This window comes from Sulfuracidifex metallicus DSM 6482 = JCM 9184 (genome assembly GCA_032834875.1).
GTDB lineage: Archaea > Thermoproteota > Thermoprotei_A > Sulfolobales > Sulfolobaceae > Sulfuracidifex > Sulfuracidifex metallicus.
The window spans coordinates 840,395-860,760 of sequence record CP135238.1; the positions used below are offsets into that span (position 1 = coordinate 840,395).

The following is a 20,366-nucleotide window of genomic DNA, read 5'->3' on the forward strand; positions in this document are numbered from 1 at the left end:
CTAAAGAAAAATAAAATAGTGATCTGGTAAGAGTACTTTGATGGAAAATAAACCTAGAATTGATTATGTTATAAAAGGAATCTCTTCCCTTCTCCAAATAGGAGACAGAGTTTACGTAGGTCTGAATTCTATACCAGGACTTTTAGGTAGCCTGATGGCAAGGGATTATTACAAGAAAGGAATAAGGTTGTTAGGCGTAGCTGAGGCAGATAATCCATCCATAGACTATGTTACTCCATCTACAGGAGATCCCTTTATGTCGCTTGCTTCTCCGGTCATGATAACCCCAGATTCTTTTGACTTAATACAGAAGGGATTAATTGACGTAATATTTCTTGGTCCAGTTCAAATAGACAAATACACAAACGTGAACTTGTCCGTGATAGGTAACTATGAGAAACCTAAGGTTAGGCTGACTGGAGGGGCAGCGACGGCATATGTAATGCCGCTCGTGAAAAAGGTAATTCTGTGGAATTTAAAACACAGCAAGAAATCCTTAGTGGAAAAGGTGGACTTCGTAACAGGAACCGCGTGGAACTCAGATAACGAGGTGTATGTTGTTACTGATCTTGGAATTCTTCATTTCTGCAGAGCCAAGAAATCTTGGGAAGTGCTAGCTCATTATGATTACTCCTCTCCTCTGGAAATTGCAGATAATACCTCGTTCGAAGTAAAAAATGGATCACCTGAAGTGATAAGTCTGAACGAAGATGAAGAGAACTTCATAAATAAGTTAGATCCATATTCGCTTAGGATTCAATGAAATTCCTTAAGAGATGAGGGAGTCTTCTCAAGGAAGATCTATTTCATCCAACACTCTTTCCCAGTCTACGTCGTAAATTCCGAACATACTAGTTGGTTCAGCACCTCTAGGAGTGTGAACCACGTAGGTCACGAACTCTCCGTTTATTGAAGGTCTCTTTCCACGGAAATACGATCTAGGTACTATCTCCTCTGCAGTTATTATTACCTTCTTAGCAGCTTTTGCCTTGTATATGTCCTCGTAAAGAGGTCCAAGTATCTCTGAATTTCCTTCTTCATCAGCCTTATGAACATGTATAATTGCAACGTCAGGCTCTATAGCTCTAACTAACAATATTTCCTTGTTGGTGAAAGGATCGTTTACTCTCCTCCATGACCCTCTTTCCTCGTGAAGCTTAACTAGATCCGAGCCGAGAACTCCCTTAACTGGCATGAAAGGTATCCCGTGGGACCCAGCCCTTATTCCTGCTATGAAAGCCCCACAAGTGTCCTCAAGGTAGTCTATTTCTCCGTTTTCTACTGCCTTTCTAAAGTATGGTGGAATTCCTAACCATTCAAGCGTAACCATTGGAGCCCTCACTTGCCTCAACATATGATGCTTAAGCAAGATTTCGAGACCGAAGCCGGGTTCCCTATCTACGAAGGACAACCTAATGTCGCTCCTTTTAATTAAACTATAGATAAAAGCCATGGGATTTCTGTGGAATGATATGCCGCTTATTGTGATTAGGTCACCGTCTCTTATTGTCGAAACTGCTTCTTCAAGAGACACTATCATGAATAATCACCCTTTATAGCCTTCTTAATTTCCTCTAAAGCAGATTCATCCTCAATCGTGCTCACGTCACCTGAAATATTTCCCATGTAAGCTTCCCTGAGTAACCTCCTCAATACTTTCCCTGTTCTAGTATGAGGTAATTTGCTTACCACCATAACGTCTTTTACATCAGCGATTGGACCCATTCTCTGCCTCAGGTTTTCCTTTACTTTTTCTCTCAAAAGGGTCACATCCTTTACTCCTTCCTTAGGGACTACGTAGATTATGATTCTGCTTCCTTTCAATTGATCTGGAACATCAACAGCAGCAACCTCCGCTACTTCCGGAATGTGACAACTTTCCTCTACCTCTGCCACGCCTATTCTGTGACCTGCAACCTTTATTACGTCATCAGATCTACCTAAAATGTAAAGGTAACCATCCTCGTCTATGTAACCGAAATCTCCCGTGTTATAGTAACCGAACTTCTTATAGTAAGCTAAATACCTCTCCCTATCATTCCACAAGGTGGTCATAAATGCAGGAGAAGGACTCTTAACTATGACGTAACCTGGCTTTCCTGGGGGCAGAGGATTTCCTTCTTCGTCCACAACTGAGACATCTATAGAAGGTAGAGGGAGACCTACTGATCCCTTCTTTATGGGAAGTAATCCAAGGATTTCTCCTCCAGAGGAGGCAATGTAGCCGCTGTTTTCAGTTTGTCCCCAAACTTCAAAGACTTTCTCAGCGTTTGTGTTTCTCACTAACCAATCATAAGCGTCGCTACCTAAGAGCTCGCCTGCAGTCACTACTATCTTTAATTTCAAGTCATAGCTTCCCTTAATTTCGCCGTTCTTCATTAGAAGTCTAACGAGAGTCGGTGCAGTCCATAGGAACTTAACCCTCTCTTTTTCCATGATTTCCCAGAGTCTTTCATAGCTTGGGAAATCAGGGGCACCCTCGTACCATACTACGTTTCCACCATTAAGGAGAGACCCGTAAAGGCTGTAAGAATGTCCATTTATCCAGCCTATATCTGAAGTGGATAAGAATGCTCCTTCCTGTAAGTTGAATAGCCATCTAACGTGAGCGTACGCCCAGACCGAGTAAGACCCGACGTTATGAACGACGCCCTTAGGTTTGCCGGTAGTTCCAGACGTGTAGAGGATGAAGAGGGGATCCTCGGAGCGAGAAGGATACGGATCTAAGTTTTCCCTCTCGAAGGGAATGCTCCCTCTACCTAGCGTTATCAACTTAACGTTTGTTCCCTTTACTGCTTCCTCTGCAATCTCTTTCAGAGGAATCCTTTTACCCCTCCTAACTGTATATTCAGAGGTAATGATAACAGACGGTTTAGCATCCTCTATTCTAGTTCTCAAAGCGCCTACGCCAAAGCCTGAAAATACAACGGAGTGAATAAGTCCTAGCCAAGACGATGCTAACATAGCTGCACCTGCCTCTGGTATCATAGGCATGTAGATCATGACCCTATCCCCAGACTTTAAATCTCTTAATCCATTTGCTATCCTTAAGGTCATATCCCTCAACTGGTTGTAAGAGATCTTTCTAGGTCCTTCCTCTTCACCGTACCATGTTATTGCTATTTTATCTCCACATCTTAGAGAATTCTCTGCTATGTTTATTCTTCCTCCAGGAAACCAAGTGTAAGAAGAAGGGGAAATGTATGATAAAGCCCTTGAGGGCCCCCTTATCCATTTCAGCTCCCTTGAAATTGGCAACCAGAACCCTTCAGGGTCGTCTATGCTTTTCTTCCACAGAGCCCTATATTCCTCTAGTGATAGCTCTTTCATGGTTTACTTTCGACTATTCAGAAAATAAAAATGAGCCCTCTTCTCTATTTACCCTCTATATATTTATCTAGCATCTTTTTGAATATATATTTTCTATATTAAATTTTTATAATATTATAATAAGTACTAATTCTGAGATGAGATCACCTTTAGATCCTCTTGATTCAAAGAAGCTTAATTCATTCCATTGGAGAACCGCTGTTGTGGGCGGGATGGGACAATTCACGGATGGATGGGATCTGTCAAGTGCGTCTATACTTCTCTTCGCCATAGCGGAGACGTTTCATATAGCAGTGTTATCTTCGGCGTCGTCATTAATCCTCTCTAGTGTGATCATAGGTAACTTTGTAGGTGCCTTAATTTTCGGTCCCTTGGTAAACAGAGGGAGGAAAAGATTCTACGGGATAGACGTCGGGCTGATGGCTATCGGTGCCATAATGGAGGCACTATCTCCTAGCATTTACTTCTTGATTTTATCAAGGTTTATTCTGGGCATTGGAGTAGGTGCAGACTACGTAATATCTCCCCTCATTGTTGCAGAGTATTCGAACAGGAACGACCGGGGGAAACTTTTAACATTCAGTGGAGGTCTGAGTTGGGACCTTGGAGCACTATCGTTAGCCATAGTTTCAATAACGCTCTCCATCTTTCTTCCTCCTCAACTTTTATGGAGGGTAGCAATGGGGATGGGTGCAATTCCAGCCCTTTCGGTGTTGTTAGCTAGAAGAAGGTTACCCGAGACGCCAAGGTTCCTGGCTCTTCTGAAGGGAGATAAGGAAGCCATGAAGAGGGATTATGGTTTAGAGGTCTCAATTGCTGACGGCACTCCCATCTCGACTTATATGAAAAGAATGATGAAGATGTTAGTTTTAACTTCTTTGACATGGTTCCTCTTCGATGTAATAGCTTACGGATTAGGCTTTTTCTCTCCTACGGAAATAGGTGAGACCTTAGGCTTTACACCTCCAGAATTCTCAGCTATCATGTATGCATCTTTCACCATACCCGGAGCCTTAGTAGCGATGTATCTGGTTGATAGGACTGGTAGAAGGATTAATCAAACCTTAGGTTTCGCTATCATGGGAGCTTCGGCTCTAGTCCTAGGCACCTTGTTTAACGAAGGCTTCAAGTCATTGGACCTCACAATGGTTATCATAGCCTTATCACTACTTGGGATGGAGAACTTCTTCAGCCAGATTGGTCCTGGAACGGCTGTAGGATTCTGGGGTGTCGAGCTTTTTCCAACCAAGATTAGGGGATTAACACAAATGATCACTGTAATTGCAGGAAGGTCAGGTGCCATACTTTCAGCTTTCCTTTATGCTTACCTATTCTCGGTAGGCTTATCCGTAACTATGATTTTCACTGCAATTCTGAGTTTCATAGCTGCATTGATTACTCTAAATCTTAGGGAGCCGGCCAAGAGGAGTTTGGAGGTGATCTCTGAGGAAAGCAGAGGTGAAGAGAAAAATGGAGTCTCAAGTTAAAAAATATGATGGCAAAGAAAATTTAGATGAAGAAAAACAGGAGGATTTTTTCCCAGAGGATTTGCTAAGGCTAACTTCCCTCACTGATGTAGCTAAGGACGTGAGGAATTCTCTGTACGGAGCTGAAGGAAAACTAGTAAATGGGGACAAGGTCCTACTCATTCTAACCGATGGCTTGGGATGGAACCTTTTCAAGGAGACCGGAATAGAAGGCTGTCAGAAGATAAGGAGCGTTTTCCCCACCATAACAATCACGGCTATAACAACCCTAATTACAGCCGAATCCCCTGGAGAGCACGGAATATTAGGATGGAAGATCTATGATAAAAGGAAAGGAAGGATAGTTGATCTTCTATCGTCTCTTAGAAGGGATGAAAACATTGACTTCGACATGCCTTCCTCTTTCTTGAGGAGGAATGAAAGCATATTCGTAACTCCATTTGCAGGATCTTCCAAGCTCCTACTCTCCAAGCTCACAGGGGCTGAGGTCAGAAATTACTACACTCCATACGATTCCTTGTCCACATTGATGTCATCGCTGAAAGGAAAGAGGTTTTCCCTTTTTTACATCCCATACGTAGATACGGTATCCCATCATTACGGTCCTAGTTCCCTCGAGACCGCCGAAGCTGTAAGGGAAGTATCGAAAATAGTCAAGAAAGCAGTAGATATAGGTAAGTCCCAAGGATTCACGGTGGTGATAACCTAGGACCACGGACAAATAGACGTGGAAAAGAACTTAGACATTTCTAAAGACCTTGAGCTGCTGGAGAAAGTTGAGGTCCCTCCCTTTGGTGATAACAGAAACTTAATGATAGTATCCAGATACGATGTAAGCGAGGTCTTTAGGAAATACAACGCAACAGTTTTGACGAGAGATTTATTGTCGATTTATGCTGGAGGAGGACAAGTTCCAGATTACGCAGTGGTTCCCCGAGGAAGAATTACGTTAAACTATTGGGTGGACGAATCACTGGAATATAAAGGAAACCATGGGGGATACAGCAGGGAGGAGCTCGAAATACCATTATGTATTTTTAAAGCTGACGTAAACCCTTTTTTATTTGATTTCTTTTTCACAATTATCATTAAAGGTAATGGATCATATTTTTTCTTCACAGCTAGGAATGTTTTGTCTATTCCATCTTCTTTTTAATCTAAATGTTTTATAAACTCTTCTTGTTTTCTAGCCATAAAACTCTTCTAGTCAAAACTTCTTTAAATATAGAAAGATTCAGCTCTCACCTTAACGCTAACCTCTAAAGGTAAACGTTAACTAAACTTGCTCATTACCTTGATTATACTATAATGAAGATCGATATTACGCACAATAAAAATAAATAGCAATTAATAATAACGGAAAGAAGGCATAACACGTCAGTCATTTATATGGCTAATAGTGATGACGGAGCCGTCGAAGAGCGGTGATTTAGCTTACAAGGGCTGATCAAATTTTCTTTAGGTTAAACGAAACTTCAAGTAGGTTTTTAACTCTCCTGAACCTCCAGTCGCACATTTCAATTTCCCCAATTTCCGCAGTGGTAGAAGTATGTGGTTTATTGCAAGCATTAATATTCCAACCTTCAATTATAACTATCTTTAACTCCTTAACTTCAGCTGGAATAGGGAATAGATCGTAAATTTCATCCCCATATTTCTTCTCTGCTTCCTCTCTAGGTAATACTTCCATCTTGACCGGTACTCCTTCTACTATTTTTTCATTGGCCAGCCTGAATATTTCCTTCATATCGCTCTCACCGGGCTTGTTGAAGAGCTGAATGGTAATCCTTCCATGTCCCTTTGAAACCCAAGTTGAGGCTGTCCATTTAGCCCCCAAGACTTTCCTAACTGCTCCCTTAACAACGTGAAGAGCAGTGTGTGTCCTTATCTCTATGTCGTCCATAGGAAAGAAATAGCTAAGAATCGGAAAATATCCTTTTTCCTATAAATACGTCCTTGGCTTTACTTGGGCGGTTAACTTAATCATATCAAGGATGATCCTATTTCCCTTAGTTAAGAGGTAAAGTCCGTGTAGTATTAGGTACTTCATTCTCTCTTCTCTACACTTCTGCATGGCTCTCGTAGCCTGCGTAATTTGATCTGTATAAGGAGAATACGAAATGAACGTATCACTGTTATGCCTAGAATCCATTATCTCTTTCTCTATTTCAGATATCACGGTTCTAACGTCTTCGTCCTCAACGTCCTTAGCGATTTCTATGATCTTTTTACCTGCCTCTTCTATTCTACCCTCATTTAGGTATGATACTACATCGAAGTAGTTTTCCATTAGATTAACTCGTAGAGACTGGTTTTAAATATTGAGTAAAAAAGAGGAATAGGGAGGACTTACATAGAATCAATGATTCAATTTTCCCTCATCTTTCCTTCTTCTCCCTTTTCTATTTTGTCTCTCTACGTGTGTGTTATCTGTCTCTATAGCCCATCAAGTGTTTCTTAAGGAAGATCTTGGTTTCCTTCATGGTATCCATGGACTTTAGGGTAGATACGTACTCTTCGATCTTACTGAGCGTTTCTTTGTTTAGAGTAGATATGAGTGATTCACCTTCCTTTTTCCCATACTCAGTGAGGGAAAACTTCTTTCTTGCCTTCACGAATCCCTCTCTAGATAGATAAGAAAGATGCGAATCTATCCTAGGGCTATACACGAAGTATCTCTTGTTCCATCTAAAGTAAAAGAGGGGATTTTGTAACACGTAGTTCTTGGCTAAGACGTCGTATATTAGAAAGGAAGTTACGAAAAGTCTAGCTTTAGTTACTTCATCATAGATGTAAAGAGAAACCGTAATCAGGTTATCTATCGTATAATCGTATTTCAGCTCCTTTTCTTTACAAAGGCTCTCTGAACCCTCCTCCAACGTCTTGAGAATGTAATAAGCTGATTGGCACGAGTTGTATTTTTCTATTTCTTCGATAGCCTCCCGAGTCAACTGCCTTACTCTGTTCACAGCTGAATCTGTGTGAACACTTTTTTATTACTTAGTTAAGACGTAGCTAACTCGAGTATCCGTTTATCTCTTCAAGTTCAGTTATGGCGCTAACTACTCCAGCATGAGGGAATAGCTGTGGATAATTGCCACGTGGGTCACAAAGTGATGCATCTACGTGTTCTGCGATGAGGTAAAGATCGGTTGAACATGAAGCTAGATTAAGCAGAACTCTCTTAGCGTCTTCCATCATTCCCATTCTTATGTAAACTCTGGCAAGCCAAGTTGAGGTTAAAGTGAACGGATGTGCAACTTCTCCCATGAAGTCGCTTCTATACCTGAGAAGCAGATCCTTCTCCACCACTAAATCGTCTAGTATCTTTTTAAAGGTGTTCTTGAAAATGTTGTGTTTAGCATCTATGAAGCCATATATTGGAAGCGTCAACAATGCAGCATCTACATCCTCGCTGCCGTAATACCTAGAGAAGTGGCCTGACGTCACTCCGTTATTCATCACATCTTCCTTTATCTTCTGAGCTTCGTCCCTCCATTCCTTGAAGTTGTGCCCCAATTCTTCAGCCATTTTAGATGCTCTATCTAACGCCACCCAGTTCATTACCTTACTATGTACGAAATGTTCAAGAACTCCTCTTTGTTCCCAGATATCGGTGCTCTTAGTCTCCCAGCTCTTCATTACCCATTCAGCAATTGATTCAATTATCCACCAGATGTCCTCAACATATTCCTTTTGTCCCGTTGCCTTCATGTATTGGTAAAGGGAGTCCATGAAAGCCCCTTCAACATCTGTCTGAACTTGAAGATATGCTGCGTTACCTATTCTTACCGGCTTGGAGAGTTTATGTCCCTTCAGCCATGTTAGTTCCTCTTCAGCTGGAGGCATCGTACCATCGACTGTATATAATGGATGATCGAAGCTCTTCGATGAGGGATCTACAACAGAAGACAGAAAACGCAATACTCCTCTGGCTTTGGTAAACAACCCAGCTTTGATTAAGGCTTCAGCTCCATAAGAGGCATCCCTCACCCAAACGTATCTGTAATCCCAATTTCTATCTCCACCTACTATTTCTGGCAATGAAGTTGTAGGTGCTGCCACAAGGCCTCCTGAGGGTAGGTACGTTAATCCCAATATAATGAGAAGGGAAACATTGTAAAGCTCCTCCAAGAAGCTGACCTTTCTAGTTCTTAGGATCTGACTCCTCCAATAGTTCAGGGTTTTATTTAGAGCGTCATATGGCTGAGAATACACAAACCCCTTACGGCTGAACAAACCATACCTTAAATCCTTAGAGTGGAGAAGGTACAAGTAACCTTTCCCAGGTCTTATGTGTATCTTGTATCCATCTTCAATCTCGTAATTACCTTGTACTAGAAGTTCTACTCCTTCATTTGATTGAGGGTTCTTGAAAACTATACCGTTCTCCACTACGTCAATACCAGGATTAATTAAACCATAGTTGAATACAGGCTTTATCTCCACGTCGAATTCAACGTCAGACTCGAAAATCCTTATAATCCCAGTCAGGGACAGAGGCAAGAAATCAACGATCTTAATGTTCCCTTTATCGGTTGAGAAAACGTTAACTAATATGAGGCTTCTGTCTAGGTATTTCTGAGCATGAACGTAGGATCCCTTGGGCTTTATGGAGAAATATCCTCCCTTTTCGTCGTCTATTATGTGAGAGAAAATTGATGGCGAGTCAATTCTAGGAGTGGGAAACCAAACGATATTTCCCTCGCTTTCAAGGGCTGTGGTAAAGCCATTAGCTATGAATGCATAGTATTTCTTTCTTTTCCCTGTAATATCTTTCTCCGACATCTAGGTATTCGGATTTTTCTTGGGTTTTTAAATCATTCTTAGACAAGGTATCATCTCGTGGAATGCTTGCCAAAAAGCGGAACATTGATCGAAACATGTTAGAAAACGACGCTAACACTTGTTCAATATATAAATCTGCTAAGTGGGGGACTAAAGGAAAACGTATTTTAATTAAATAGAAATAAAAAGAAAAGATATACATCTCTTTTTATATGCATATATTGCGTATATATATTCTTATTATATTTTTATTTATTGTATCTCCTTTCTGTATTCATCTAAAGCTTCTTGAAAAACTGACTTAACGTCTGGTATCACGTTCTCGACGAAACACTTTTTAGCCGTTTCTTTCCCTAGAACACCTATTTTATCATTTTTAAGTGCCTCCTTAATTTTCTCTGCCAACTCGTCAACGTTATTTGGATTGAACGTATATCCGTTTCCTCCCTCTATTACAAGCTCACTAGCACCTGCACCTTTACTTACGACTACTGGTTTCTCGAAGACCCAACCCTCTATTACAACTAGACCAAAACCCTCAAGCCTAGAGGGTAATAGAACTACATCTGCAATTTCATAAAGTGCGTTAAGCTCATCATCGTTTACGTAGCCCGTGAAGATTACTCTATCATCCACATGAAGGTCTTTAGCTAGCCCTTTTAGTTTTCTAGCCCAGATTCCAGCCTTGTTGTTTCCTAAGGTCCTGCTTGTGAAGCTGCCATTTCCTGCTAATACCAACTTTGCATTAGGCACCTTAGCTATGGCTTGTATTGCCAAGTCTTGGCTTTTCATTGGGTCCATTCTGGCAACAACTAGGATAATCTTATCGTTCTCAGAAATTCCAAACTTGTCCATGACCCTACTTTTACATTCTCTGCTTGGCCTTAGATATGAGTTAGGATCAATGAAAGGATAGATCTGCTTAGCCCTAACTTTAGCCCCGCTTCTAATTAAACCCTCAAGGTCCCTCTTAGTGCTCATGATCACAGTGTCGAAACCTTCAAAGGATCTCAATAGGAATTCTCTCAGCTTTGGAGATATGTTCTCTGGGACGAATGGTATATGATACCAGAGGATTGCTGGAGCCGACGGTCCTATTATTCCTCCTACTAATAGCTGTTGAAAATCGTTGATGAAGAACACGTCAGTGTCGTTGTAGTATTGTAATAGTTTCTTGGCTGAGTTCCAGTTATACTCAACGTAAGCTATGTACTGAGCTCCGTCTAACGTATACCTTGAAACGTTGTGGCTTTCGTTGTATATTCCTTCCTTAAAATTTGTATAAAGGGAAAGAGTCTTAGGGTCCATATCAACGAAGCTTACTTCTATCCCATTCATTAACACTTCAGGAGGATACCCAGGCCCAAGGGAGATCCATCTTTTCTTGCCGAAGTTACCTCTTTCAAGTAAATTCATCATCATCTTAGACACTCCTCCTACTGACACGTGGTAGTCCTCCTGGCTTAAGAAGGAGAGATCCACTGGGGATTCTAAATATCCATATTTTTCAATTAGATCCTTATACGTCAATGTGAACCTTACTGGTGGTGTTTGTGTGTTTACTGATATGTTCATAATACAAATTATGCACTAACCGTTAAAAATGCGTCACATCTACTGCGTTCACTTTTTCTAAATTTACATGGTAAGGGAAGGAAGATTTAGGAATGTATAAATTCTTCCATTAGTTCATTTAGATCGCTTTCGTAAGCTTTCTGGCGAAAATTATTTCGAATAATAGGTCAAATTATACTAAAGCTTAAAAACTTTAAATCAGAGACATACTCGGTATGGTTCTAAGAACAGGAGAGCAATATTTAGAGTCAATTTCGCATCGAAGTAAGGCTGAAATATTTGTAATGGGAAAGGAGGTAGATGACGTAACAAGGAATCCATTTTTGAAGCCATCTGTAATGGCATTTAAGGCAACATATGATGCGGCATGGGAGGAAGACTCTAAGGATCTTGGAAGAGCCTGGAGCCCCTTCATAAACGAGGAGGTAAACAGGTTTACACATATACACAGATCACCGGAGGATTTAGCTGCAAAGGTAAAGTTACTTAGGAAAATAAGTCATAAGGTAGGAGCTTGTTTCCAGAGGTGCGTGGGATTCGACGCCCTCAACACCTTGTATATAACTACTTCTATAATGGCAGAGAAGGGTAGGAAGGACTATTATCAAAGGTTTGTGGAGTACTTGAAGCATGTTCAGAAGGAGGACATAGCTCTGGCTGGAGCTATGACCGATGCAAAGGGAATCAGAACCCTTAAACCCCACGAACAGCCTCACCCAGATGTTTACGTGAAGGTTAACGAGGTAACTAAGGACGGAATTTACGTTTCTGGAGCTAAAGCTAACATAACCGGCGTGGCTGCAAGTGAGGAAATAATAGTTCTTCCCACAAGAGCGATGACCAAAGAAGACAAAGACTATGCAGTAGCGTTTTCAGTCCCACTAGATACAGAGGGTGTCAAGATAGTTGTGGGAAGGCAATTAAACGACGCAAGACGTTTTGAGGAAGGAGACATAGACGGCTTGCCTTACTTCTATAACCACGAAGGTTTAGTCATATTCGATAATGTATTCGTTCCCATGGAAAGAGTTTTCATGTTAGGTGACTGGGAGTTCAGCGGAGTTCTAGTAGAAATATTCTCGGCTTATCATAGACAAGGTTACGGTGGATGTAAGGCTGGCTTAGCTGACGTTATAATAGGCTCAGCATCCAACCTCGCTAAGCAGAACGGTGTAGAAAAGGCATCTCATATCCAAGATAAATTAACTGAAGCCGTCTTCCTAACTGAGACAATGTATGCAGCAGGAATCGCAGCCAGCCTTAACGCAGTCAAGGTAGGCGATGCATGGTGGGTTAACCCAATGCACGCAAACGTGACAAAACACCTCGTTACGAGGTTCCCGTCCGAGATAACCAAGATAACCACTGACATTGCAGGAGGAATGCTGGGTACAGCACCAAGCGAATGGGACTTGAAGAATCCCAAGCTGAGGGGTTACATAGAGAAGTATATGCAAGGAATGATGGACTATTCAGCTGAAGATAGACTAAGGATGACGAGACTGCTGGAAAACACAAGCCTTGGAGTGGCATTCATGATTGAGTCAGTCCACGGAGCAGGAAGCCCTGCTGCACAAAGGATAATGTTCAACAGACTTTACGACTTCAAGTATGCTGAGGAAGTAGCTAAGAGGTTAGCGGGAATGAAGAGTGAGGCCAATTTCACCAAGAAGCCTGAACCGTGGAGGGAGACAGATACTGAAAGGGTTTCAGAGTCTTAACGTGTTTAATCCATCTTTTTTCATTTTTTCGAGAATTTGTTAAGGTTTAAGTTCTCATTTCACGTTATTTATATCATGGATAAGGTTAAGGAGGTCTCAATAAGGAGATGCAAGAACAGACCCGTGAAGGCGATAGCTAAAGAACTAGGCATGAACAGGGAAGACGTTGAGAAAATAATTTCTAAGTTAATTAGGGATACTAATCCGTACTTGGATGAGCTAGTGAAAGGAAGGAAGATAAACACCATAACAATTGATATATCTCCTTTAGTTGAAAAGAGCGATTTTACTAAGGAGTACGCTCAAACGCTCCTGAACGACGATAGAGTCCTTGACTACATCGCAATGAAAAGGGGAGATTATCATGATCGTCTAATGGACTGCATAAGATATCACGTCTTCCTCTTAATGAGGTGATAACTTGAAAATTCTCATCACTGGCTTAGATCCCTCTGGAAGGATATTCTTCAAGGAATATTTAGACTGTGAGGGAAACAGGATTTCAATAGAGATTCATGAAGGAGGGAGGAGAATAGCTTATAAAGATAAGTCATGCGTTACAGTGAACGGTAAGGACGTACTCAACGGTGAAGAGGTGGAAAGCTGTTACAAAGTTATGAAGTCTTTGATTCCAGCATTAGACAGCCTTTTGTCTAAATTCAATTCCTATGACGATGAAAAGAATCTGGAATACGTAGTTAGAAACTTGAAGGGATATGATTTAGAGTACGTGTTTTATATTCATGAAGAGGATATGGTAATCCCCTTCGTGAGAGAAAATGGAGATTTGAATTCCCTTTCCTATAGGATTATCATGGAATATGAAAGAAAGGTGGACGAGAGGAAACTCAAGAAGGAAGAAAATAAAGGGGAAAGAGTGGGAAATGGAATTTGACATAACAAGTTAATATAAATATTAATATACATACTAAGACGAATGCGTAGCTAACGTTTTTTAATTCTCGTTTTCTGAAACAAAGTAGGAACTAGAATATCATCTTCCATTTATTATTGTCTAAATCTTTTCAAGAAATATAGTGAGCTAAGTTAAGGTTCAACTTAGATTCCTTGAAGTCTAAGTAAGGCGTGTTTTGTGCCTTCCTTAAAGTGTTCTATATTCCTCTTCTCCATTGCTCTAAACATCCAATTGAACTTAACATCCCATTTCGAAACGATCTTCCCATCTTTAACTACGGTTTCCTGATATCCCTTAAAGGGTCCTTCCAGATAATCAATTCTTATTCCGTTCTCTAACCTAGTTATTCTAACTTTTCCTGAAGCCGGAAATGCGAACCTGATTTTCGCTTCAGCTATCTTTCCATCATCTGATAATACGTTAATCTCTCTAGTTCCCTTCCAGTATTGTGGCATTGCCTGAATGTCCTTTAATTTCTTCACTACCGAATCTTTATCGCACTTAAGTTCTTCCTCAACTTGAAAACTTGCCATAGAAGTAGTTAGGATGGTAACGCTTTAAATATTCCTTAAGGAAAGGGGTTTTCTCAACTTTTTCTCTAGGGAGTAAATTGAGGATCAAGCCTGATGGCTTTCTACCTTCTGGATCTATCTTAATAACCCTTTCTTGAGTAATCACCCAATCCAAGGAGAGGTCAAATGGTTCTCGGGGGATGCTGTCAACTATTTGCATTTCATGAACAGTGGTAACTATCGGAGTTCTTTCATCTACCTTTCCAAGCTCTCTCATTATAGCATACTCAAGTTCGCTATAACCTTCACCTTTTCCAACTCTATCTCCCTTAATCGTAACTGCAACTGAACCTACCACGACTAAGTCAACCTTATCTATGCTTTCTATGGGAACTCTCTCCCCTAAAGATGTAATTCCCTTTATTGATGACGCCTTTCGTGGATCTACCTCCTTCCCGTCGAGGAGAAAGAACTCGCCATTTAGTCTAGGAGTTGGTACTAGCAATCTCTTTCCTTGAGAGAGCACCAATTCCCTTACCTTAGTTTGTGGGGAATCAGGATTTACTTTTACTAGCCTTGCCTTCTTGAACAAATCCAGCCTAGATAGTCTTTCTCCAGCTATAGAAGAACCCTTGAAGTTGGGAATTCTTCCGAAAACAGGACGTGGAAAAGACGCTACGTTATTATCTTCTAAAGTTTTCCATATCTTTTCCCTTATCTGTTGCTTATCCATTTTGACTCTACCTTATAAGGTAGCTTTTCTAACTAAAATGTAGAAAAAGTTTATACTCTACACGGTGTACCTTTCAACAAACATATGAAGCCTTACCTTTTATCGGCCATTAGCTTGGCTCTTCTCTTTTCAGGAATCCTTTTCTCTTACGTTTCCATAATTTCACATCAATACAAGGACGTGAACTATGGATACGGAGACTGTGCAGTTCCTCCTTCGGACTGGCAATATAGATACTGGTCGGTTCTTTCCCACGGCTTGCCACATCCAGTTCTTTACGTGAATGGAGTCAGAGAGAACGTTTCCAGTATAGCTCCAGTTAAGCTGAGTTCGCCATCCTTTTACGTTTATTCTGTAGAAGGATACGTGCAACCTTTTGCCTATTTGTCAATTTATGGCATATTCGCTGTCTTCCTTGGCACCCTTCTGGGTCTTAAAACGTTACTTTACATGGCACAATATCGTGCAATAGGACCTTTAGCTGAATCTAGAAGTCCGTCGGGATCCCTTAGCTCTTACGCTTTGAAGAGGATAGTAAACGCCCTCGTGGTTATAGTCATTACGGTAACAGTAATTTTAGTGTTAGAAGTCCTTCACGGAAATTCTATTTTTACCTCAATGTTTAACATCTTAACGTTCAATGGGGGGATAAGTCAGCAGTTTCAGGTTAGCGTAGACTCCCTTTTACTTACATCCTTAGGTTACACTTCCCTTCTATTGAGTATAGCAATGCCTTTCTCAGTTTTCGTAGGCAGCGCAATAGCCATGAGAAGCATCACTAATCCTTCCACTATTTTCAGGGAATGGAAGTACATAGGTAGTTCGCTGGCTTCTTGGGTATTGGGTTTATCTTTAATATACGCCTTCCATTACGGCCTTCAGATACTTCCCAGTGGTGGTATAGGCTCACCACTCTTTACTTACCTTATTCTTCCAGTCATGTCCCTCGTTATTCCAACAATAGGAATAACTGCAAACAGAATGTATGACGTAGTCTTCAAATTCAGGTCTACAGAGATCCCCAGACATTCCATGAAAGGGTTATCGGAAGAAATTCTGCTTTATCGTCACGTGTTTGGAAGAATAGGCGTAGTTTTGCTTAACTCCATTTCGTCTATATTCTCAGAGTTCCTTCTCTCAGATTTCTTCACCGAAGTAACTTTTGCCATCCCTGGGATTGGTTTCTTAAGTTGGAACGCCGTAGTTCACGGCGACTATCACGTTTTGGAGGGTATCTTTCTGCTATACACTGTCATAATAGCCATATCCAATCTGATCTCGGACCTTGTATACGGTCTTTTCGACCCAAGAGTTAGGGTGAGAAAATGAACAAAACACTCCTCATGGGTTTACTTATCACTTCAATATCGTTAGCAGTGTCGTCTTTATTTTCAATAGTGAATCTACCTGGTGGTAAACCCCTATCGCCGCCTACCCTTCAATACCCTTTAGGCACGTACATTAACGGATCTAATATGATAAATCAGAACGCGTTAGCACTACTTAACACAATCCTAGTTGCGCTCTCTGTCGGAGCTTTGGAAGTATTTATAGGTCTACCTTATGGAATTGTAGTTGGTGCACTTAGGGGAAAGCCCAAACATGCTCTAGTCAGAATTCCCGACGCATTGACTATAATTCCCCGCGGCCCACTCGTGTTATCTCTAGCACTATTCTTTGGTGTTCCTAAGGGCTTCGTATTGGCAACCCCTATAATTTTCTCAATTCTCATCATATCTTTCACAGGCTGGGGTTCTCTAGCTAGACAAATAGGAGAGATAGTTACTCCTTCCCAATATTCCTTTCCTCAGTTTTCGGAGACTTTCATAGAGAAGTTCAGGGTTTCGCTGTACAAGATAAGAAAGACCACGACCATAAGTTTCCTCAACGGAATGGTAGACGGAGCTAGCGTCTATACTTTGATGGGCGTTTTAGGAGTTGGAGACCCCAGATTCCCAACGTTGACTACTATCTTGGTTACAGGAAGATTAGACGGTATCCTCTACGCTTGGTGGATATTTTTAATACCTTCAATTTTCAGAGCCATATTCCTGATTGGACTCTACTTAATGGTAAGCGGTGCACAGAGGAATGATTGAATTCGACTGTCTCAGGGTAACTGGAAAGATAGATTGCTTCACATTGAGACAAATGGATGGAAACGTTGGAATTCTAGGAGAACAGAACAGCAACAAGGAATACATAGTTAAGGCTTCTATGAAACAAGTAAAATCGTGGGGTCGCCTTTATCTAAATGGAGTTGATGTTCTGGCTTTGAAAGACGAGGAATTCAAATCTTACCTCTGGGTTAAGATTAGTCAGATACCGTCAGATCCTTATGTTCTGTTCAGCGAGCTGTATGACATTAGATCTCACTTTGTGGAAATAGTCAGATCGCACTCAGACCAGTCACATTACGCTGAAGATCTAGCCCTAGAGTACATTAAACTGTTAGGTTTAGAGACTTCCGTTCTGGATAAGTATTCTTTTCAACTGAACCCTGTAGAGGCTAAGAAGGCCTCTATAGCTCTAGCCTCTTTCTTGAACCCCGAGCTGATATTCGTAGAGGATATAGGCTGTGGGCTCAATGACACTCAAGTCAACGTAATCTTGAACTCGTTGCTTGATCTAGAGTCTGTGGTTGACTCATCTTTCGTGATTCTGGATAACGACCCAGCAGTAATCTCCAGGATGGCGGATTATGTAGTTGTTATGTTAAAGGGAGAAGTGATCGAGGAGGGAAGCGAAGTGTTATCCTATCCTTTGCACCCTTACACCCAAGCCTACTTAGGAGGCTATCTAAGACCTTCTCCTTTAGGAAAAGGCTGTAAGTTCAGTTCTTCCTGTCCATTTTCTTCAGCAAAATGTCTTCAGAACCCCCCTTATGTAGATTTGGGGGGCAAGAAGGTTAAATGTAATTTATATCCATTGGTGAATAAAAAATGAATATAGATAAAATTTCCGTGAAAGGAATATCATGCATGCTTGGAGAGGACAATGAGAGATACTTTGTACAACAGGTCAACATCTTTGACGACAACGGTGAGCCCGTGGACTTGTCCAAAGTAAGGTATATTCCTTCAAACCTTAAGGACAAACCTCCAGTGTCATTTCAGAACTTTCTGCAAAGAGTTATGTATAAGGTTAAGGGAAATCCAGACCAAGTAATCAGGGCTATTGAGGTATCTGGGCTGAACCCTGGACTCAAACTTACAGAAATGGACAACTCGGAGGTGGCTGTAGCTTATATCTCAACGTTACTTATAGGCGAGTTAAGGCTTGCATTGGTGGGAGACCTTTTCTCTAAGGTGGATGATCCTCTCAAACCGCTTGTGATAAAGCAAACTTACAAGGTGTTGAAAGAGGTAGGAGCGGATTCCTTGTTATTTCTATCCTCGGCTAAGTACATCGACTTCTGCGATAAAATCCTAGTAGCTGCACGTGGAAAGCTTATGGAGGAAGCCTTGGGAAAGGAGTTCTATCATCCCTACAGCTTAACGCTAATTAACTCAGTTCTGAGAATAGGAAGCAGGGGAGAGAGAACTCCGGTCAATAATCAGATCACGTTTTCAGACGTCGGTTGTCCATTTCATGACTCATGTGAGTTATCAAGAAAGGATAGAAAGTTGAGGATTAAGTGCATCTTGGACGAACCTAAGGTAGTCAGGGTAGGAGAGAATAGAGTTAAGTGTTGGTACTTCTTAAATGAAAATGATAATATTTTTGATTAATATTTGATACAAACATTTTTCTTTTTATTACACTGGCTGCATTGTCTTAATCTTTTGGATTTCCTCTATTTCGACCATTTTCTGAATTTCCTTGAGGGCATCGTTTAAGTTGCTGACTTTTTTGACTTCTTTTACGTCTGGATATAATCCAAACCTGTCCAAAAGTAGAGGAGTCACGAAGGCTCTTTTAGCTCCTATTACGTCCATCTCGTATATGTCCCCTACGTGAACCGCAGGAAAACCCCCTATTTTCATTGCTAATGAAAAAATTCTAGGATTAGGCTTTATTAGTCCTACGTCACAAGAAAATATTAGACTGTCAAGATATTTATCTAAACCGTATTCCTTTACGATCTCTCTGGCTCTGGGCGTAGCGTTAGATACTAGTACCGTTGTTAATCCCATAGATCTAACGGCCTCCAGAAACGGGATTGCATCATCGTAAACGAAGTGAGAATCTCCGTACTTAACCCTTTCTTGTACTTCCTTCATTATATCCTTAGAGACTATGCCAAGCTCATACATGAACTCCTCCACGTCAAAAGGGTTACTTCCTTGTTCATCAGGGTAGTTGTATTTTCCCATTACCCTCATCATTATTCTGTATACCTGCAATGGGTCCAAACTATAGCCGTAATCCTTTAAGACTGAAGATATGAGCTCGAAAGTTCTTGGTCTGAATCCAACTAAAGTTTCCCCTAAATCTACGAAAACTGACCTTAACATACAATAACTTAAATTGAACCTAGTTATAAACATTTTCTAAATAGTCTATATACAGTATCTAAAGTTTAAACCTTAAGGTCAACACTAACAGAATTATTCCTATTTAAATGGTGGTTTCTTCTCTTACTTGGGATGAAGAAGCGGGCACAACGTAACCTTGATGAGGGCTCTGTCTGAACTTTACCTTCTGTGTCTTTCCTTCCATATAAAGGATGGCCTCTCCTACACCTAAGGAAGGCACCAATACGTCAACTTCCTTCGGTTTCATAGGCAATATTTCCCTATAGACTTTCAAGTCTACAGGATGAACTACCTTGTGCAGGAGGTATATCTCGCTCTGCGTCAGTACGTCCTTGTTTACCTTGGCTGATCTCTGACTAATTAGGACTATTCCTATTCCCCTCTTCCTTCCTCTGAGGGCAAGTCTAGTTATAACGTCGGATATCCCAGAAACTTTTCCTTGAGGTATGAACTCATGTGCTTCTTCTACTACTATTATTCTGTCTTTCCTCTCTTCCTTAGATAGTTCCCAAAGGTTAGTCAAGTACTTGAAAAGGAAAGCGAATGATTCCACGTCCCAATCGCTCATGTCTATAACGGAGCTTTTACCCTGCTTATGATGAATAGAAGAAGTCAACAATGGATCATCTTTGCTTGTGAGTACGTCTCCTCCCAAGGAGTTAACTAACTCCACGTATTCAGCGTCGGGATCTATAACGGTAACCGGTAGTCCTTCCTTAATGGCTTCCTCTATCAGTACTTTAGACGAGTTGGACTTACCGGAACCCCTTATCCCCAGAACTGCAATACACTTCCTTGCTATATCTTGTCTACTCAAAGAGAATGT

Annotated in this window: 22 protein-coding genes; 11 read left to right on the top strand and 11 right to left on the bottom strand. The window is 41.0% G+C overall.

Going from position 1 to position 20,366, the window contains the following annotated elements; translation table 11 throughout:
- The first annotated feature begins 40 nt into the window (after nucleotides 1-40).
- Nucleotides 41-763 (top strand): CoA-transferase, encoded by a 723-nt coding sequence (locus RQ359_RS04960; RefSeq protein ID WP_054838423.1) that lies wholly within the window; start codon nucleotides 41-43, stop codon nucleotides 761-763.
- Between the two features lie 27 nt (nucleotides 764-790).
- Here the strand turns inward: RQ359_RS04960 and RQ359_RS04965 are convergent, their stop codons facing one another.
- Together RQ359_RS04965 and RQ359_RS04970 are read right to left on the bottom strand one after the other, a co-directional pair.
- Nucleotides 791-1,540 (bottom strand): CoA transferase subunit A, encoded by a 750-nt coding sequence (locus RQ359_RS04965; RefSeq protein ID WP_054838424.1) that lies wholly within the window; start codon nucleotides 1,538-1,540, stop codon nucleotides 791-793.
- Nucleotides 1,537-3,330, bottom strand: coding sequence for an AMP-binding protein (locus RQ359_RS04970; RefSeq protein ID WP_156017684.1), 1,794 nt, complete (start codon nucleotides 3,328-3,330; stop codon nucleotides 1,537-1,539). Before RQ359_RS04970 ends, RQ359_RS04965 begins: the two co-directional genes overlap by 4 nt.
- 137 nt (nucleotides 3,331-3,467) lie before the next feature.
- Between RQ359_RS04970 and RQ359_RS04975 the strand changes: the two genes are divergently transcribed.
- The 3 genes from RQ359_RS04975 to RQ359_RS04985 are packed head-to-tail and all read left to right on the top strand — an operon-like array spanning nucleotide 3,468 to nucleotide 5,973.
- Nucleotides 3,468-4,817, top strand: coding sequence for an MFS transporter (locus RQ359_RS04975; protein WP_156017681.1), 1,350 nt, complete (start codon nucleotides 3,468-3,470; stop codon nucleotides 4,815-4,817).
- Nucleotides 4,801-5,526 (top strand): alkaline phosphatase family protein, encoded by a 726-nt coding sequence (locus tag RQ359_RS04980; RefSeq protein WP_054838429.1) that lies wholly within the window; start codon nucleotides 4,801-4,803, stop codon nucleotides 5,524-5,526. Before RQ359_RS04975 ends, RQ359_RS04980 begins: the two co-directional genes overlap by 17 nt.
- An 18-nt stretch (nucleotides 5,527-5,544) precedes the next feature.
- Nucleotides 5,545-5,973 (top strand): hypothetical protein, encoded by a 429-nt coding sequence (locus RQ359_RS04985; protein WP_054838430.1) that lies wholly within the window; start codon nucleotides 5,545-5,547, stop codon nucleotides 5,971-5,973.
- Between the two features lie 291 nt (nucleotides 5,974-6,264).
- Here RQ359_RS04985 and RQ359_RS04990 read toward each other — a convergent pair whose 3' ends face one another.
- The 5 genes from RQ359_RS04990 to RQ359_RS05010 form a co-directional block, all read right to left on the bottom strand.
- A complete protein-coding gene (locus tag RQ359_RS04990; RefSeq protein ID WP_054838431.1) occupies nucleotides 6,265-6,720 on the bottom strand; it encodes an alanyl-tRNA editing protein in 456 nt (151 codons plus the stop codon).
- A gap of 39 nt (nucleotides 6,721-6,759) precedes the next feature.
- Entirely contained in the window at nucleotides 6,760-7,107 is a 348-nt protein-coding gene (locus RQ359_RS04995) for a hypothetical protein (RefSeq protein ID WP_156017679.1), read from the bottom strand.
- 136 nt (nucleotides 7,108-7,243) lie between these two features.
- Nucleotides 7,244-7,786, bottom strand: a complete 543-nt coding sequence (locus tag RQ359_RS05000) for a hypothetical protein (protein ID WP_054838433.1) — start codon at nucleotides 7,784-7,786, stop codon at nucleotides 7,244-7,246.
- A gap of 46 nt (nucleotides 7,787-7,832) precedes the next feature.
- The gene (gene treH2 / locus RQ359_RS05005) at nucleotides 7,833-9,605 is read right to left on the bottom strand and encodes an alpha,alpha-trehalase TreH2 (protein WP_156017676.1); all 1,773 of its coding nucleotides are present in this window, start codon (nucleotides 9,603-9,605) and stop codon (nucleotides 7,833-7,835) included.
- Between the two features lie 252 nt (nucleotides 9,606-9,857).
- Complete coding sequence (locus tag RQ359_RS05010) at nucleotides 9,858-11,180, bottom strand: glycosyltransferase family 4 protein (protein WP_156017674.1); 1,323 nt, start codon at nucleotides 11,178-11,180, stop codon at nucleotides 9,858-9,860.
- 215 nt (nucleotides 11,181-11,395) lie between these two features.
- Here RQ359_RS05010 and RQ359_RS05015 point away from each other — a divergent pair, with 215 nt between their 5' ends.
- From RQ359_RS05015 to RQ359_RS05025, 3 genes are all read left to right on the top strand, one after another.
- The gene (locus RQ359_RS05015) at nucleotides 11,396-12,901 is read left to right on the top strand and encodes a 4-hydroxyphenylacetate 3-hydroxylase family protein (protein ID WP_156017672.1); all 1,506 of its coding nucleotides are present in this window, start codon (nucleotides 11,396-11,398) and stop codon (nucleotides 12,899-12,901) included.
- A 75-nt stretch (nucleotides 12,902-12,976) separates the two neighbouring features.
- Nucleotides 12,977-13,318 (top strand): hypothetical protein, encoded by a 342-nt coding sequence (locus RQ359_RS05020; protein WP_054838435.1) that lies wholly within the window; start codon nucleotides 12,977-12,979, stop codon nucleotides 13,316-13,318.
- Between the two features lie 4 nt (nucleotides 13,319-13,322).
- The gene (locus RQ359_RS05025; protein WP_054838436.1) at nucleotides 13,323-13,796 is read left to right on the top strand and encodes a hypothetical protein; all 474 of its coding nucleotides are present in this window, start codon (nucleotides 13,323-13,325) and stop codon (nucleotides 13,794-13,796) included.
- 164 nt (nucleotides 13,797-13,960) lie between these two features.
- On the opposite strand, the gene RQ359_RS05030 is transcribed toward RQ359_RS05025, so the two are convergent.
- Nucleotides 13,961-14,350, bottom strand: coding sequence for an SRPBCC family protein (locus RQ359_RS05030; protein WP_054838437.1), 390 nt, complete (start codon nucleotides 14,348-14,350; stop codon nucleotides 13,961-13,963).
- Nucleotides 14,331-15,062 carry a 5-formyltetrahydrofolate cyclo-ligase gene (locus RQ359_RS05035; RefSeq protein ID WP_156017670.1) on the bottom strand — a complete coding sequence of 244 codons (732 nt, stop codon included), beginning with the start codon at nucleotides 15,060-15,062 and terminating at the stop codon, nucleotides 14,331-14,333. Before RQ359_RS05035 ends, RQ359_RS05030 begins: the two co-directional genes overlap by 20 nt.
- A gap of 84 nt (nucleotides 15,063-15,146) precedes the next feature.
- Here RQ359_RS05035 and RQ359_RS05040 point away from each other — a divergent pair, with 84 nt between their 5' ends.
- From RQ359_RS05040 to RQ359_RS05055, 4 genes are read left to right on the top strand one after another with little or no spacing between them, the layout of a single operon-like run.
- Entirely contained in the window at nucleotides 15,147-16,391 is a 1,245-nt protein-coding gene (locus RQ359_RS05040; RefSeq protein ID WP_156017668.1) for an ABC transporter permease subunit, read from the top strand.
- Entirely contained in the window at nucleotides 16,388-17,161 is a 774-nt protein-coding gene (locus RQ359_RS05045) for a peptide ABC transporter permease (protein ID WP_156017666.1), read from the top strand. The genes RQ359_RS05040 and RQ359_RS05045 overlap by 4 nt, the downstream gene beginning before the upstream one ends.
- On the top strand, nucleotides 17,154-18,008 hold the full coding sequence (locus RQ359_RS05050; protein ID WP_054838443.1) for an ABC transporter ATP-binding protein: 855 nt from the start codon (nucleotides 17,154-17,156) through the stop codon (nucleotides 18,006-18,008). The genes RQ359_RS05045 and RQ359_RS05050 overlap by 8 nt, the downstream gene beginning before the upstream one ends.
- Entirely contained in the window at nucleotides 18,005-18,793 is a 789-nt protein-coding gene (locus RQ359_RS05055) for an ABC transporter ATP-binding protein (protein WP_156017664.1), read from the top strand. The genes RQ359_RS05050 and RQ359_RS05055 overlap by 4 nt, the downstream gene beginning before the upstream one ends.
- A 27-nt stretch (nucleotides 18,794-18,820) precedes the next feature.
- Here RQ359_RS05055 and RQ359_RS05060 read toward each other — a convergent pair whose 3' ends face one another.
- The gene (locus RQ359_RS05060; protein WP_156017661.1) at nucleotides 18,821-19,519 is read right to left on the bottom strand and encodes an HAD family hydrolase; all 699 of its coding nucleotides are present in this window, start codon (nucleotides 19,517-19,519) and stop codon (nucleotides 18,821-18,823) included.
- A gap of 103 nt (nucleotides 19,520-19,622) precedes the next feature.
- Complete coding sequence (locus tag RQ359_RS05065) at nucleotides 19,623-20,357, bottom strand: ATP-binding protein (protein WP_240900205.1); 735 nt, start codon at nucleotides 20,355-20,357, stop codon at nucleotides 19,623-19,625.
- Nucleotides 20,358-20,366 lie beyond the last annotated feature (9 nt).